This is a genomic window from Trueperella bialowiezensis, assembly GCF_900637955.1.
Lineage (GTDB): Bacteria > Actinomycetota > Actinomycetes > Actinomycetales > Actinomycetaceae > Trueperella > Trueperella bialowiezensis.
The window spans coordinates 1,617,485-1,631,921 of record NZ_LR134476.1 but is presented as its reverse complement, the minus strand read 5'-3'; the positions used below and the strand labels follow the sequence as shown (position 1 = coordinate 1,631,921).

The following is a 14,437-nucleotide window of genomic DNA, read 5'->3' as shown; positions in this document are numbered from 1 at the left end:
TTCTCTTGATCTAAGCTCATTACGATCCCAACCCTTCGAACGCATTTGATTTCTTAAACGAGTAGAGCGAGACGCTCCCCACGATCAGGAAGATGACAAGCGACATTGCGGCTGCCAAACCGTAGTTCGGCAACGCCTCGCCTGTCAGGCCAGCGATCTTGTAAACCATAGAGATCAAAATATCTGTGTGCCCAACTGGAACAGATGCATCTGACATCGCTGGGCCGCCGCCGTTCAACATGTAAATCAAATTAAAATTATTGAAGTTGAACGCGAAAGAGGAAATCAGCAGCGGCGTTAGTGAGATCATCAGCTGCGGGAAGGTAACGTTGCGCCACACTTGGAAGGTGGAAGCCCCATCAATCTTTGCTGCCTCAACCAGGTCTCCGGGGATCGATTGCAGCGCCCCTGTCACGATTAAGAACATGTATGGGAAGCCCATCCACAGGTTCACTAAAATTACTGATACTTTCGCCATCGTGGGGTCAGTCAACCACGGAATTTCCATGCCCAGTAGCTCGTTGAAGAACCCATATCGAGCATTCATCAGGCCAGCAAAAAGGAACGCTGTCATGAATGATGGGAACGCATAAGGTAGCAGCATCATTGTGCGATAGAACTTGCGCCCCTTCATTCGCTCGTCGTTCATAACGATGGCTAAGACCATGCCCAAAAGGAACGTGGTAAGAACCGACATTGCCGCGAATATGACATTCCAGATCAGCACGGATGCAAACGGCTGAGCGTAGCGAGAATCGGAAAAGCCCTGGATGAAGTTATCGAATCCGACGTTCACCCGCCAGCCCACGCCGAGCTTCTCACCGGTCTGGCTTTCGAAGAAGCCTACCTCGTCGTTTGCGAAGTACACCTTGCCTGTTTCCGTGTCAACCATCGCGTCGCGTTCGTCGTCGTATTTTAACGACGACGTGAACTCGAAAGCCGTGGTTCCGGTTTGCGTTCCTATCGTACCGGCCTCCGGATCCGAGCTGAGTGGAACTCGCAACTGTGTTATCTCTTGCTGTCGTGCCGTAAGATCTGCACCGGTCAGCGGCTCCCAACCCTCCACTGTGACGATTCGGTTGCCATCGATCTCACCCGCGACCTTTTCAAGGGGTTGATCTGCGCTACCTACTTTGAGCTCTCCGTCGGCAAGGACGGCGAATCCGAGTTCGCCGTCCTTATGTACGAGCGCGAGCGGGTACTGTGGGGAACCCTCCACACGTTTGAAGCTATTTTGGAGCACTAGAGCGTTAATTGCTTGCGATTTATTAAGCGTGTGCTGATGGCCGTAGTTCGTAAAAGCAATATAGCCCGTATAGACGATCGTGAACGCTTGAAAGACGAGCAGAAAGATCAGCCCAGGCGTCAAGTACTTCAGTGCGAGGGTACGTTTAGAAAAATACACCCAGTCAGTGAAAATAACTAGGGCTACCATCAGGATCCCTAGCAGCCAAGAGCCTTGGCCGAAAGCAGTGAATATAACATGTATGCCGAGGGCATTCACCAATGCCATAAGAATAAGTTTGGCAATGAAACCAGGAGACCAGTTCGTGGCTTGCGAATCCTTCTTGCGATTTTCTTGACGACGCCGTTGCCTTGCCTTACTCGCCTCGGACTGAACCGTCATTGACATGGTTCCTCCTCGAGTTTTATTGAGGCGCGACCTTTGCCAGGTCGTGACTTGATAAGCCGGTGCCGGCTAGTTCTTACTCGCCGGCACCGGCCCTCATTCGATTTCTTACTTCGCTATCTCTGCTTCGATATCAGAGATCATCTTTTCCCACACCCCTGCTGGGTCGGAATCGCCTTGCAGGATCTGTGCTTCCGTCTTGCCCCAGAAGGTCCACACAGCACCCATCTCTGGCAGAGACGGCATCGGAAGCGCATCCTTACCAGCAGCAGCAAAGCCAGCCATCAGTGGATCAGACTGAGCGGCAGTGGCAGATTCGGTCAGCGCGGGCAGACGCTGGCCGATCTTGTACAACTCGTCTTGCACCTGCTTTGAGCCCACGTAGTTAACAAGGAAGTCTGTAGCGAGCAACTGGTTCTTCGATCCGGCATTGACGAAACCGCCTTGCACGCCAAGGAACGGTGATGCCGGCTTATCACCCGTGGTTGGAATCGGATCGACTGAGATATTCATATCCTTGAAATCTCCCAGCATCCACGGGCCACCCAAAATATAGGGCGACTGTCCATTCTTGAAAGCTTCGACCGCGATGTCATAGTTCACGTTGGTGTCTAGAACGCCCGTGCCACCCTGGCCGTTTGCGGAAAGCCACTTGGCAAACGCGAGCCCCTGTTCGCCTCCGAGGTTGAGTTTCTTCGTGTAGCCACCATCGCTGTCGAGTTCAAACACCGAGCCAGAGAACGAGGCTTCGAACGGATACATCGTGTACGGGTCACCCTCGCTGCCAATTTGCATGATGAACGGGTACTGGACGCCCGCCTCCTTGCCCTTGGCGATCATTTCGTCGAAAGTTGCCGGAGTCGAATCAACCAGATCAGCGTTGCGAATAATTGCAAGGTTTTCTACTGCGTAGGGAACTCCGTACGTTGTTCCCTCATACGTAAAGGCCTGAACCGCGAGGTCATTGAATTCCTTCGCCTTATCGCCAAGTTCTACCGGAGCTACGAGGCCGTTGGTCACGAACTCACCGAGCCAATCATGTGCGCCAAACACGATGTCCGGACCTTCACCGGCTGCTGCCTGTGAGGCGAACTCAGAGCGCATCTGGTCATTTTCTTTAACTACGAGTTCAACTTCGTTACCAGTATTTGCCTTGTAGTTCTCAGCTGCCATCTTGAACGCCGGTTCCCGGTTCGCGTCCGTCCAAATAACCAGCTTACCGCCGCTGTTTTCAGAGGTCTGTTCCTGCTTGGTGGCGTCAGCCGAAGGCTTCTCGCCGCCGTCGTTATTTGAGCAGGCGGCGAGCGTCAACGCCAGTCCTGCCGATGCCATAAGAGCAATGCTCCGTCGCATTTTTTCTCCTCGTATTCATGAAATTGTGTGTGTTCACTGTAACCTCGCATTGAGGTTAGCCGCGCGTCACCCGCTGAGCCTCCTCGCCCGCGTAGTGTTAACTGCGATTATAGGATTCCGTAACTTCACTGCACCGCTTTTCAGTATCTTTGCAAAAAGGCAGTTCTTCAAACCCCTTATTTATCAGGGATTACTCTTTTTCGGCGCCTCTGAAGCAGAGCAATTTTGCAAGATTTTCGAAAACTTGTTGCACTTTCGTTATCATTTTCGCAGGACAATGACGACCTATCTTCATGGAGGGGATCCATGGCTCATCGGATTCGGTTGGCAGACATAGCCGCTCAAGCCGGTGTTTCCACTGCTACCGTGTCGCGTGTACTCAATGCAAAGAGTTCTGTGGCGCCTAAAACGCGGCAAGCTGTAGTTGCTGCACTTGACCTTCTGGGTTATGAGCGCCCCAAAACCTTACGGGAACACGGCGGCGGGCTGGTCGGCATGATAGTTCCCGAATTGACAAACCCTATTTTCCCGTTCTTCACGCAATCGATAGTTTCGGCACTTTCACTTCAGGGGTACACTCCCCTACTGGGCACCCAGATGGCCGGAGGGACTACCGAGGATTCCTACGTTGAAACGATGCTTGCCCATCGCGTAGCCGGATTTGTTTTCGTTTCTGGCTTGCACGCGGATTCGACGGCGAATATTTCCAGGTACGAGCGTATTATTGCGCGCAAGATTCCTTTCGTGACCATCAACGGTGCGCACCCTGGCTTACGCAACCCTGATTTTTCTACCGACGACGCCGACGCAATCCGGCAAGCTGTCTGTCACTTAACTAGTCTGGGCCATCAGAAGATCGGTTTTGCATCTGGTCCCCTACGTTTTATCCCATCGCTTCACAAGACGGAAGCGTTTATTGACGCAATGCGCCACTCGCACCCGCACGAACAGCCGCGCGTTGTTCACACGCTTTACACGGTCAACGGGGGCGCAGGCGCGGCAGCTCAACTGATTGGCGCCGGCTGTACTGCCATTATCTGCGGCTCGGACATGATGGCACTGGGTGCGGTCCGCCACTGCAAAGCTGCCGGGATATCTGTGCCGAGCGACATCTCCATTGTCGGCTTTGACGATTCGCCTGTAACCGGATTTTCCGATCCTCCGCTAACGACGCTCCGCCAACCAGTCAAGGCAATAACGGAAGCAGCCGTATCAACCCTCGTTGCTCTTATCAAAGGCATGCAGGTGGATATAGGCAAGATGAGTTTCGATCCCGAACTCATAGTTCGTGGCTCAACCGCCGCCCGCAAGTAACACTCCAACCAATCGAGGTATCACACCCTAATGACTTTGTTGCTTCACACGGAAACCCCAGCCAGCGAGTGGTGGCGTGAAGGGGTGATCTACCAGATCTATCCACGTTCTTTCGCGTCCTCATCCGGGCCAATCGGCGGCTTGCCGGGCATCATCTCCAAGCTCGGCTACCTGCGCGATCTGGGCGTAGACGCCCTGTGGCTGTCGCCTTTCTATCTTTCTCCCCAGAAGGACGCCGGTTACGACGTCGCAAATTACAGGCAAGTTGATCCGATGTTTGGCACGAACGACGACGCCACGCGGCTGATTGCCGCAGCCCACGGTTGCGGGTTGCGAATCATCGTGGACTTGGTTCCTAACCACACCTCGGATCAACACGAGTGGTTTCAAGCTGCGCTCACAAACCCACATGCCCCCGAGCGTGAACTTTACTGGTTCGTCGACGAGACCGACGAACCACCTACCGATTGGCTTTCGGTTTTTGGTGGCGCGGCGTGGACGCGAGTGTGCGAACGCCCCGACGCGCCGGGATCCGCATGGGAAGATGACCGGAGCTGGTATCTGCACCTGTTCGATTCCTCCCAGCCGGATCTGAACTGGCGCAATCCGAAGGTACGGGCGGAATTCCGCGATATTTTGCGGTACTGGCTTGATCTGGGCGTGGATGGTTTCCGTGTTGACGTGGCTCACGGGTTAGTGAAAGATCCGCAGCTACCGAACTGGCAATACCATTACGACATGGTCGCCGGTTCCGGCGACGCCGCCGGCAGTATCCCTCCGCCGCCGCAGTGGAACCGCCCTGAGGTTCACGAGATCTATCGCGAATGGCGGGCCGTGCTCAACGAATACGGAACTGACAAGGCGTTGGTTGCCGAAGCGTGGGTCGATGACTTGAGCGATCTGGCCAACTACGTCCGTCCCGATGAAATGTACCAAGCCTTTAACTTCGATTTCCTCTCGGCTCCCTACACTGTCGATTCGTACCGTCACACCATCCGGGAATCGCTGGCCGCGATGGACGCAGTGGGCGCGCCAACTACCTGGGTGCTGTCCAACCACGACGTGGTTCGCGCGGTTTCTCGATTCGGTTTAAGTAAAACCGGCAAGGGGCCGAACGGGATCCGGCCGGGCGATGAACAGCCAGATGCTGTGCTAGGTTTCAACCGCGCGCTAGCAGCTCACGTCTTGCAGGCGGCTCTGCCCGGTTCGTGTTACATCTACCAGGGAGAGGAACTGGGTTTGCCCGAACACATGGCACTTCCTGACTCGGTGCGTCAAGATCCCGCGTTTTTCCGCACGAAGGGTGCTGAGGCAGGACGGGACGGCTGCCGAGTTCCCATACCCTGGCAAGCTGACGCCCCCGGCTATGGATTCTCCCCCTCGGGCGTATCGTGGCTGCCGCACCTCGACAGCGCGCACGAACTTGCAGCCGACGTGCAAGATCGTGACCCGGAATCTACGCTCAGCCTCTTCCGGCGGTTGTTTGCGCAACGTAAGCGCCTCCAGATGGCGCGGGCCAGCCTCTATGAAACCGACGAAGTAGCGCCGTATTTACACTATGTGTCCCGGCTGAGTGGGCGGGCGGACGTGCACGTGATCATCACGTTCGACACCCCGGCACCGCTCCCAGATCAGGCGCGGATCATCATACAATCACGCAACCTGGGCGAGAATCTCGCTCAGGACGCGGCGCGTAGCGTGCCGCCGAACGCAGCCGTGTGGTTTACCACAGATTAAAACAGCGCGTTCGCGAGCGCCTTCCGGGCCTGCGCAACAACCGGCTGCTCCGGGCCGAGAATATCGAAGTAGGCAAGCAGCCTCTCGCGTGCCTTCTCTCGTTCCTCACCGCTGGTGGCTTTGATGACGTCGATAAGCCTCCTGAACGCGGCGTCCGGGCGCTGATAGGAAAACTCGAGATCAGCGGCCTTGAGGTGAGAGTCAACGTCAGTCAACGGCGCGGACTGTGCAGCCGTAAGAATCTTCTGCGTCGCCTGGGTGTCGCCATCGGGATTCATCTGCGCGATCCGCTGGATGAGTTCGATCTGATAAAGCGCGGTTTGTGCTTCAGAATCGGCCGGATTCTGCGCGAGTGCCTCAGAGTATGCGGCGTGTGCGGCTTCGACGTCGCCCTTCTCCAAGGCTTCAAGACCAGCTTTGTGTAAAGGTGGGATTTCAGGTTCGGGCGGGGTGGCATCGGCGTCGCCATCGAGCACGCCCGTCATGCCGTATTCGCTCGCCGCCTGCAAAATCTTTGCGATCGTATCGGTTAACTGGGCGTCGTCGGGAAGCCCCTGGAACAGCGGAATCGGCTGGCCTTGCAAGATTGCGACGGCGGCCGGCACCGCGTTCACACCAAACGCCTGCGCCACATCCGAATTCTCGTCAACGTCCACGGTAGCCAACTGGAAGCGGCCCTTGTGCTCATTGACGAGCTTGCTAAGCATCCCAATCAACGCCTGGGAGTTCTGAGATTTATCCGAGTGGAACGCGGCGATCACCGGCAGCTGAGCAGACGTGTTAATAACGCCCTGCAGGTTCTGCGCCGTCACAGCGAGAACGTAAGGCCCCGGAACGGTGTCACCACCCCCGGCGTCGTCCTTCTTCTGAAATGCAGATAGATCGTAAACTCCACTCATCAATGTCTCCTCTTGGACTATTCCTCAGGTGCTACGTTCTCCACACTAATTAATGTTGGCTTCGAAGCACCAATAACGGATACGACCGCGTCCTGGCCAGCAGGTGGCACATAGAACGCTACAGTCGTGGCATATCTAGCTCGCCCCTCGTGAGAGATCTCGAGCATCGCGTTCTCGCCAGAATTTGCATGCAACGCACCGATTTCGCCACCAATTCGTAGCGTGGCGCCCTCGGCAGTTTTGGTGATAACGACGTCGTAGGTCATCTCTCCCACAATCACCAGTCCACCATTTTCGGTTGACACCCCACGCACGCCACTTTCCCCGACAGCGAAGTTCGTAGCCGCCGTTCCGAGATCGCCGAGCGACTGGACGAACGTATCTTGCTGAGCAGCGATCTGATGGAACAGCGGATCGCCTTCCGTGAACACGATCTGTTGCTGCTGGCGCGTGCCGTTATAGAGCGCGTATTGTTCCAGAACCTTACTCGGATCAACCGCATAGTCGCCCGCCTCCACCTCAGGGAAGCCGGGCTTATCGTTCAGTTGGTTCACCAGATCGGGAACTTTGACCCCGGGGAACAGTTCCACATCGGCCCACAGCTGGTAGTTCGAGCGCGGATCATTCTGGCTCCACACGGATAGCGTGCTGAGATTACGGCCATCACGCGGGGCAACCGCCGTAATCATGGTGCGCGGGAATGCACTCCCCGAAGAAATTGGTTCAGCTTCAACTTCGACAGGCATGGGATCCAGCGAGTAGGAATCCCCCAGCAACGATTCAAGTTTGAGCTGCGCGCCGCGATAGGTGCGCGCCGGGCCGCCAATCCGGTTTGTTAACGATTCAGGATCAAGGCTCGCGTTTGCGGCGTCAATCGACTCCTTCGCCTCCGTGGCGATCTGCGTATATTTCTCCGCGTCGATCACCTCGTGGGCGGCATTTCCCGAGGTAGCAGAGGGAACCGAATCGCCAGATGAGCATCCAGCCAATAGGAGTGCTGCCCCCGCAAGTGTGGCAGTGAGCTTACGCATCATCTTCTCCCTTCTTCCACGGAGATCCCCAATTGAAATTCCACAGCGAACGCCAGTCGTCGTCCTTGGACTCAGCCTCTGATTCTTCTTCGCCGTCGGTTGGCTCATCGCCTTGCTCATCGGCTGACTCAGCTGACTCACCGGCCGGTGAGTCGTCCAGTTCCGCCGGTTGTTCCTCAGGATCAGCAGGCTGATCTTCAGTTTCTGCGGGTTCGTCGCTGTTCGTCAGTTCTTCAGGTTCGCTGGCGCGTTCGCCGTCGTCGTCCTGTGCCGGCGGAATAACAAGTCGGTCGCCCTCATCAAGCGGACGGTTCCGAATGTCTTCATTTGCACCCGGCAGGACTGCCGCACCCAGCGCTCCGGCCGTCTGTGCAGCTGCTTCTTCCCTCGCCACGTCAACCTTGGTGAGCACTGCCGTTGCGGATTCTTGCCGCTGAAGCCGCTCACTGTATTTCGCGGCTCTCTTGCGGTTGATGCCCGCTTCTTGGTTGGCTGACATCACCATGAGCACACCAATGAGCGATGTCAACGCTCCGATGATGATCCACGGAACAGGATTGATCGCGGTCAGTTGGCGCTGCCACGTGAACGTCATCTCGGGTACCGTACCGGCCGATGTTGAGACGATCAGCGATTGCCGAACTCTTTGATCCGGTTCGAGCGCAATTGTGACGCTACCTTCACCCGAACCAGACTCTTCCCACATGTCTGACTCGTGAATGTTCCACCGTGATTCTTCCACAGCCTTTGCTACGGCGTCGGCTCCTTCTTGAGTGCCCGAACGCAACTCGTAAGCGGGAGTCTCCCAGTCTGCCAAGCCCGTCACCTGGATAGCAGAGGCATCACCGACGAAAGCTTCCACATCCGCCGTCGCACCCACACCCCAGTGCACGGTTCCTTCTGGAACGGACAGGGTGACGTCAACGACGTCGTTAACGAGCGACAACACACCGGGAGCGGTGTATGCCATCTGTGCTTCCGAGCTCGGAACCGTCACCTCGACGGTGTCTGGCTTCGCAGTCATGGAACTACGCAAAAACCCGAACGTAGCCAGAGCGATGCCCAGAAAGACGAAGATGAACCCGCCTTTACGTTTCATTCGTGTGTCTCCTCAAAAGCTCGACATAATCGCTCACAAAAATTATAACGATTTAATAACGATACCCTGTTTTCCTCATAAGATCATCGTAGTGTGAGTGAAACGACCCTGGAAAACGGTACGCTAGTGGATGACACTTTTCAAGGAGCACAAGTGAGTGAACAACAGTTTCCGATCGTCATGCGCGGCTATGATCGCGCGCAGGTTGATGAGCGCGTAGCAAAGCTTGAATCGAACCTCGAACAGACCCGCGATCACGTCACGCGACTCGACGCGCAGATCCTCCGGCTGTCCGCAGATCTCGCAGAGGCGCAAGCCGCTCTCGAAGAAAACGAGCGCCCGTCGTACTCCGGGCTCGGCACGCGAGTCGAACGCCTGTTACGTTCCACGGAAGAACAGGCCATGGATCTTATGACCCGCGCTCGCCGCGACGCCGATCACCTCATCTCCGACGCGCAAGCCCGCGCCGATCAGCTGCGCCGCTCCGCTGAACAAGACGCCCAGAAGACTCTTTCCCGCGCCGAACAGGAGGCCACCACCGTGCGTTCCGAAGCCGAATCAGAGGCCGGTGCCCTCGCCGAAACCACCCGGCGCACCTCCGAAGAGATGGTGTCCTCAGCAGAACGCGAAGCCCGGCGGCTGCGTTCGATGGCGGAAACCGAATCGGCATCACTGCGCTCCCAAGCAGAACACGAAACCAATAATCTTCGCGCCTCCGTTGAAGCAGAAATGACGAAGCTACGTTCCACTGTTGAGCAGGAAGTGGCCAAGATGCGCGCCGATGCAGAAAACGAGATCGCCACAAAATCGGCCGAAGCGGCACGCAAACTCGCCGAACAGGAAGAAGAACTGCGCACACGTTCTGCCGACATGGTTCAATCCGCCGAAACCCAGGCCAAGGATGCCGAGGCTCGGCTCGCCGAAGCGACCAGCCGCACAGAAGAACTTACTGCCCGCACGCATAGCGAGGCCGAAGCCATCGTGGCAAAGGCCCGCGAAGAGGCCGCGGCGATCCTCGAGGAAGCTCGCGACGAGGCCAGCCGCGTTCGCAGCGATGCAACCCGCGACGCCGATCAGAAGCGCACCTCAGCAGACGAATACATCGCCTCCCTCAGCGAACAGCGCCAGTCGCTCGAGTCCTACCTCGAAGACATGCGCGCCATGCTGACCTCCACCAGCCACTCCATCGTTCTCGACGAAATCGTAGAATCGGCAGAGAACAAGCACGACTCGGAACAAGCCAACCACGGCGAATAAACACGGGCCACGATGACAACCACAGTTCGCTCTGACGAATGGTGGCAGCTAGCCTGTATCCTCTAAAACTACTCAGCGTCCGTATGTTAGCTCAGTGTCGGATAGCATCTGCACGGACCACATCCGCATGGAAGTCTCGCAAAATCTTTGCCAGCTCCACAGGGTTTTCGTCTGCCGCGAAGTGACCCACGCCCTCGATCTCTTTGATCCGCGGCTGATCGGCACGCAACGCGAGCTGCATATACGATTCCAGCGACGCTGTTGGATCCTCGGTTCCACGAATAAAGTAGACCGGGCCCTTGACAAGGCCGACGGCGTCAGAGCGATCCTCGCGATTAGCCATCGCCCGCTGAATCCAGGCGAGCCCGGCGTTCGGCAGCGCCCGGAAGCGCGCATCGAGCGACTCGCGCACCTGGTCCGATGCTGCCGAGCCGACCATCGTCGTCGTCCAATCCTTCACAGCCTCATAGCCCTCGCCGCGATCGGCCATCTCGGCAACCGACCGGCGGAAAGCCTTTCGATCGGCGTCGTCGGCCGTAATGTTCGTGTCCATGAGCGCAAGCCCAGCTACCATGTGCGGATAAGCCGCCGTGAAATCAGCCGCGACCGAGCCGCCCATCGACAGCCCTCCAAGCGCAATCCTCAGGACGCCCAGCTCGTCCAACCGCTGCTTGATGGCATCCACGAAAGTCTTCATGTTCGGCTCGGCGTCGCTCAGCTCCTCACCGCGTGGCGAATCACCGAAACCGGGAGCATCGAACGTGATCACGTCCAGATCGCCAAGCTCCTGGCGTACCTGATCCCACATCGTTGAATCCAATGGCAACGCGTGCAAGAGCACGAGCGGAAGATCAGACTTGGGGCCAGTTCTACGGTATGCAATCATGCCACCCACGCTACCATTACCAGCCGAGTGCGCGCCGCCCGTTTGCCTTCCAACAACTCGTGTGCCAGTGCCTGCGCGCCTGCTGACCAGCCTCGGAACCAAACCAGGAGTCCTCCGTCCAGGCCACCACGTGAGACTCCCCGATAAGAATCAGCCCGTTGCATGCCGGACACACGTACTCTTTTTGCCCCGCACTGATCTGCCGCACGGTAAATTCCATCCCGTTATCTGCGGTCTCGTACGTCGTATAGTTCATCAACCGGCCAACATCGAGCGGCCGGTGGTCACCCGTATGTTTACGGCCGTGCTTGCGCCTGCGCCGTGCCATCAGAACAGCCGATCCTCAGGATTATCCACGCCGCGCATGGCATCGTAATCAAGCACCACGCACTCAATACCGCGATCCTCAGCAAGCACGCGAGCCTGCGGGCGGATCTCCTGCGCCGCAAAAATACCCCGGATAGGCCGCAGCGTCGAGTCCCGCTCCAACAACGTGAGATAGCGGGTGAGCTGTTCGACGCCGTCGATCTCCCCACGGCGTTTGACCTCGACTGCGATATGTCCCTCGGAATCACGCACGAGCAGATCGACCGGACCGATCGCCGTCGGAAATTCCCTTCGCACCAACTCCACATCCTTGCCCAGCAGCTGCGTTTGCTCTGCCAGCAGTTTTTGCAGGTGGTCTTCCACGCCGTCTTTGAGCAACCCGGGCTCTTCGCCGAGCTCCATCTCCATCTCATCGTGAATCTCGTAGATGTGGATGAGCAGGGCGTCATCAGTCTTGTCGTGATCCACCCGCCACACCTCGCGAACACCGGCCTCACGCTCAGGATCGGACGGCTCCTCAACCCGCATCGTGGCCGGCGGCGACATCCAATTCAGCGGCTTATACGAGCCGCCATCGCTATGTACGAGCACCGCACCGTCAGCTTTGATCATCAGGGCACGCTTAGCCGGCTCCAAATGAGCGTCAAGACGGCCAGAATAATCCACTGCGCAGGTGGCAAAAACGATTCGCACGGATGTCCTTTCCCTCCCGGTTCTCGGCGCGGAACATCCTACCAGACGCTTGGTTTAGCCGAGGGTTGGCTCAGCCTCCGGTGCCGCCGAATCGATCCATGACAGCAGGGCAGAAATCTCCCCGGGGCTAGAGGCAAGCTGCCAGCGATCCCCCGGGATATTCAACACAACAATCTGCACGCCAGCACGCGCAGGTTTCAGCTCGAAAGCGATGTGGTCGCGGCTCGTTTGTAACGACGGCGACCACTTCAGCGAACGCGTGTAATACACATCCAAACTGTGCTCAGACAGAATCACCACGCCGTTACGCCAACCGCCACCGTGCCGGATCGCCACCTGGATCGAGCCGGGCTCGTTCAGCAGACGCCGCATTCTCACCAGATAGACGGCACCAATCACGAGGACAACGAGCAAAACGGCGACTATCGCCCACGCTAGCGTGTCCAGCACCGCGCCTACTCTCCGATGGCCGCTGCGGGATTAGTGGGATGGTTAGGATCACGATCCTCGTCGAAGTTCTCCACGACAACCCGAATATGATCGGAGTCGACAGTCGCGAAGCCATCACCGATCTCCACAGACTTCTTCTGCCCATCCTCAGTGAAACGAATCGTTCCCTGACGCACCACGGCCATCACCGGCGAACGCCGTGGCAAAATACCCATCTCGCCGTGGAACGCCGGCAACACGACGTCGGAGACCTCCCCTTCGAAGAGGACTCCCCTGCGTGCCACAATCTCTAGTCTCATGATTCAGCCTGAATCTTGTGCCACGCACGCTCGATGTCGTCGATGCCGCCAATGTTGAAGAAGGCCTGCTCGGGAATGTGGTCGTACTCGCCGTCGGCAATCCGGCGGAAAGCTTCCACCGTTTCGGCGATCGGCACTGTGGAGCCTTCCACGCCCGTGAACTTCACGGCGGTGTAGGTGTTTTGCGACAGGTACTGCTCGATACGCCGAGCACGTGCCACGGTCACCTTGTCGTCCTCCGACAGCTCATCCACACCGAGGATCGAAATGATGTCCTGCAGTTCCTTGTTCTTCTGCAGGATCTGCTTGACCCGGGTGGCCACTTCGTAGTGCTCCTGGCCCACGTATTGCGGATCGAGGATTCGCGACGACGACGCCAGCGGATCCACTGCCGGATACAGGCCGCGCGAGGCGATGTCACGAGAAAGCTCGGTAGTGGCGTCCAAGTGTGCGAACGTCGTCGCTGGCGCCGGATCGGTGTAATCGTCAGCCGGCACGTAGATCGCTTGCAGCGACGTAATTGAGTGGCCGCGCGTGGAGGTAATGCGCTCCTGGAGAGCGCCCATCTCATCGGCCAGAGTCGGCTGGTAACCGACGGCCGACGGCATACGGCCGAGCAGCGTCGACACCTCAGAGCCCGCCTGCGTAAAGCGGAAGATGTTGTCGATGAACAGCAGCACGTCCTGGTTTTGCACGTCGCGGAAGTACTCCGCCATCGTCAGACCGGAAAGGGCGATACGCAGACGCACACCTGGCGGCTCGTCCATCTGCCCGAACACAAGCGCCGTCTTATCGAGAACGCCGGCCTCTTCCATCTCGAAAATCAGATCGTTACCCTCACGGGTACGCTCACCCACGCCGGCGAACACGGACACACCGCCGTGATCCTGGGCCACGCGCTGGATCATCTCTTGGATCAAAACCGTTTTGCCAACGCCCGCGCCGCCAAACAGGCCAATCTTCCCGCCTTGCACGTACGGGGTGAGCAGATCGATCACCTTGATACCGGTTTCGAACATGCGGGTCTCGGGCTCGAGCTGGTCGAAGGTCGGTGCCGGGCGGTGAATCGGCCAGCGTTCCGTCACCTCCAGGGTCTCCCCCTCCGGCAGGTTGAGTACCTCACCCACCACGTTGAACACGTGGCCGAGCGTGACATCGCCCACCGGCACGGAAATCGGGCCGCCCGTGTTGCGCACCGTGGCACCGCGGACCAGGCCGTCAGTCGGCTTCATCGCGATCGTACGCACAATGTTCTCACCCAGGTGCTGGGCAACCTCGAGCGTCATCGTGGTCGACGTCGGCTCGGCTTCGCCGGTAGGGAGCGTCACCTCGGTCTCAAGCGCATAGTTGATCTCCGGAAGTGCATCCGGAGGGAACTCGACGTCCACAACTGCGCCAACCACCTGGATGATGCGGCCAGTTGCCAACTTTTCAGACGTTTCAACAGTCATTGTCATTCCTT

General features: G+C 57.7%; 14 protein-coding genes. 3 read left to right on the top strand and 11 right to left on the bottom strand.

The window, feature by feature from the left end:
- Nucleotides 1–19 precede the first annotated feature (19 nt).
- Together EL234_RS07385 and EL234_RS07380 are read right to left on the bottom strand one after the other, a co-directional pair.
- The gene (locus EL234_RS07385; RefSeq protein WP_126416849.1) at nucleotides 20–1,633 is read right to left on the bottom strand and encodes an ABC transporter permease subunit; all 1,614 of its coding nucleotides are present in this window, start codon (nucleotides 1,631–1,633) and stop codon (nucleotides 20–22) included.
- Between the two features lie 105 nt (nucleotides 1,634–1,738).
- The gene (locus tag EL234_RS07380) at nucleotides 1,739–2,983 is read right to left on the bottom strand and encodes a sugar ABC transporter substrate-binding protein (protein ID WP_126416848.1); all 1,245 of its coding nucleotides are present in this window, start codon (nucleotides 2,981–2,983) and stop codon (nucleotides 1,739–1,741) included.
- A 306-nt stretch (nucleotides 2,984–3,289) separates the two neighbouring features.
- Here EL234_RS07380 and EL234_RS07375 point away from each other — a divergent pair, with 306 nt between their 5' ends.
- Entirely contained in the window at nucleotides 3,290–4,297 is a 1,008-nt protein-coding gene (locus EL234_RS07375; protein ID WP_126417298.1) for a LacI family DNA-binding transcriptional regulator, read from the top strand.
- 30 nt (nucleotides 4,298–4,327) lie between these two features.
- Nucleotides 4,328–6,034 (top strand): glycoside hydrolase family 13 protein, encoded by a 1,707-nt coding sequence (locus EL234_RS07370; protein ID WP_126416847.1) that lies wholly within the window; start codon nucleotides 4,328–4,330, stop codon nucleotides 6,032–6,034.
- On the opposite strand, the gene EL234_RS07365 is transcribed toward EL234_RS07370, so the two are convergent.
- From EL234_RS07365 to EL234_RS07355, 3 genes are read right to left on the bottom strand one after another with little or no spacing between them, the layout of a single operon-like run.
- Nucleotides 6,031–6,933: a tetratricopeptide repeat protein gene (locus tag EL234_RS07365; RefSeq protein ID WP_126416846.1), complete on the bottom strand. Its 903-nt coding sequence runs from the start codon at nucleotides 6,931–6,933 to the stop codon at nucleotides 6,031–6,033. The genes EL234_RS07370 and EL234_RS07365 overlap by 4 nt on opposite strands.
- 17 nt (nucleotides 6,934–6,950) lie before the next feature.
- The gene (locus tag EL234_RS07360; RefSeq protein ID WP_126416845.1) at nucleotides 6,951–7,967 is read right to left on the bottom strand and encodes a hypothetical protein; all 1,017 of its coding nucleotides are present in this window, start codon (nucleotides 7,965–7,967) and stop codon (nucleotides 6,951–6,953) included.
- On the bottom strand, nucleotides 7,957–9,063 hold the full coding sequence (locus EL234_RS07355; protein WP_126416844.1) for a prolipoprotein diacylglyceryl transferase: 1,107 nt from the start codon (nucleotides 9,061–9,063) through the stop codon (nucleotides 7,957–7,959). The genes EL234_RS07360 and EL234_RS07355 overlap by 11 nt, the downstream gene beginning before the upstream one ends.
- A gap of 153 nt (nucleotides 9,064–9,216) precedes the next feature.
- Between EL234_RS07355 and EL234_RS07350 the strand changes: the two genes are divergently transcribed.
- Nucleotides 9,217–10,320, top strand: a complete 1,104-nt coding sequence (locus EL234_RS07350; protein ID WP_126416843.1) for a DivIVA domain-containing protein — start codon at nucleotides 9,217–9,219, stop codon at nucleotides 10,318–10,320.
- 91 nt (nucleotides 10,321–10,411) lie between these two features.
- Here the strand turns inward: EL234_RS07350 and EL234_RS07345 are convergent, their stop codons facing one another.
- From EL234_RS07345 to atpD, 6 genes are read right to left on the bottom strand one after another with little or no spacing between them, the layout of a single operon-like run.
- On the bottom strand, nucleotides 10,412–11,206 hold the full coding sequence (locus EL234_RS07345; RefSeq protein WP_126416842.1) for an alpha/beta fold hydrolase: 795 nt from the start codon (nucleotides 11,204–11,206) through the stop codon (nucleotides 10,412–10,414).
- Between the two features lie 16 nt (nucleotides 11,207–11,222).
- A complete protein-coding gene (locus EL234_RS07340; protein WP_164712436.1) occupies nucleotides 11,223–11,534 on the bottom strand; it encodes a hypothetical protein in 312 nt (103 codons plus the stop codon).
- The gene (gene nucS, locus EL234_RS07335) at nucleotides 11,534–12,226 is read right to left on the bottom strand and encodes an endonuclease NucS (protein WP_126416841.1); all 693 of its coding nucleotides are present in this window, start codon (nucleotides 12,224–12,226) and stop codon (nucleotides 11,534–11,536) included. The genes EL234_RS07340 and nucS overlap by 1 nt, the downstream gene beginning before the upstream one ends.
- A gap of 54 nt (nucleotides 12,227–12,280) precedes the next feature.
- Entirely contained in the window at nucleotides 12,281–12,676 is a 396-nt protein-coding gene (locus tag EL234_RS07330) for a DUF2550 family protein (RefSeq protein ID WP_126416840.1), read from the bottom strand.
- Nucleotides 12,677–12,681: 5 nt separating this feature from the next.
- Nucleotides 12,682–12,975, bottom strand: a complete 294-nt coding sequence (locus EL234_RS07325; RefSeq protein ID WP_126416839.1) for a F0F1 ATP synthase subunit epsilon — start codon at nucleotides 12,973–12,975, stop codon at nucleotides 12,682–12,684.
- On the bottom strand, nucleotides 12,972–14,426 hold the full coding sequence (gene atpD / locus EL234_RS07320) for a F0F1 ATP synthase subunit beta (protein ID WP_407701386.1): 1,455 nt from the start codon (nucleotides 14,424–14,426) through the stop codon (nucleotides 12,972–12,974). The genes EL234_RS07325 and atpD overlap by 4 nt, the downstream gene beginning before the upstream one ends.
- Nucleotides 14,427–14,437 lie beyond the last annotated feature (11 nt).

What these genes read in the sequence shown, in the direction of transcription:
- EL234_RS07385 (WP_126416849.1), bottom strand. Translation starts at nt 1,633, where the DNA reads ATGTCAATGACGGTTCAGTCCGAGGCGAGTAAGGCAAGGCAACGGCGT.
- EL234_RS07380 (WP_126416848.1), bottom strand. Translation starts at nt 2,983, where the DNA reads ATGCGACGGAGCATTGCTCTTATGGCATCGGCAGGACTGGCGTTGACG.
- EL234_RS07375 (WP_126417298.1), top strand. Translation starts at nt 3,290, where the DNA reads ATGGCTCATCGGATTCGGTTGGCAGACATAGCCGCTCAAGCCGGTGTT.
- EL234_RS07370 (WP_126416847.1), top strand. Translation starts at nt 4,328, where the DNA reads ATGACTTTGTTGCTTCACACGGAAACCCCAGCCAGCGAGTGGTGGCGT.
- EL234_RS07365 (WP_126416846.1), bottom strand. Translation starts at nt 6,933, where the DNA reads ATGAGTGGAGTTTACGATCTATCTGCATTTCAGAAGAAGGACGACGCC.
- EL234_RS07360 (WP_126416845.1), bottom strand. Translation starts at nt 7,967, where the DNA reads ATGATGCGTAAGCTCACTGCCACACTTGCGGGGGCAGCACTCCTATTG.
- EL234_RS07355 (WP_126416844.1), bottom strand. Translation starts at nt 9,063, where the DNA reads ATGAAACGTAAAGGCGGGTTCATCTTCGTCTTTCTGGGCATCGCTCTG.
- EL234_RS07345 (WP_126416842.1), bottom strand. Translation starts at nt 11,206, where the DNA reads ATGATTGCATACCGTAGAACTGGCCCCAAGTCTGATCTTCCGCTCGTG.
- EL234_RS07340 (WP_164712436.1), bottom strand. Translation starts at nt 11,534, where the DNA reads ATGGCACGGCGCAGGCGCAAGCACGGCCGTAAACATACGGGTGACCAC.
- EL234_RS07325 (WP_126416839.1), bottom strand. Translation starts at nt 12,975, where the DNA reads ATGAGACTAGAGATTGTGGCACGCAGGGGAGTCCTCTTCGAAGGGGAG.
- atpD (WP_407701386.1), bottom strand. Translation starts at nt 14,426, where the DNA reads ATGACTGTTGAAACGTCTGAAAAGTTGGCAACTGGCCGCATCATCCAG.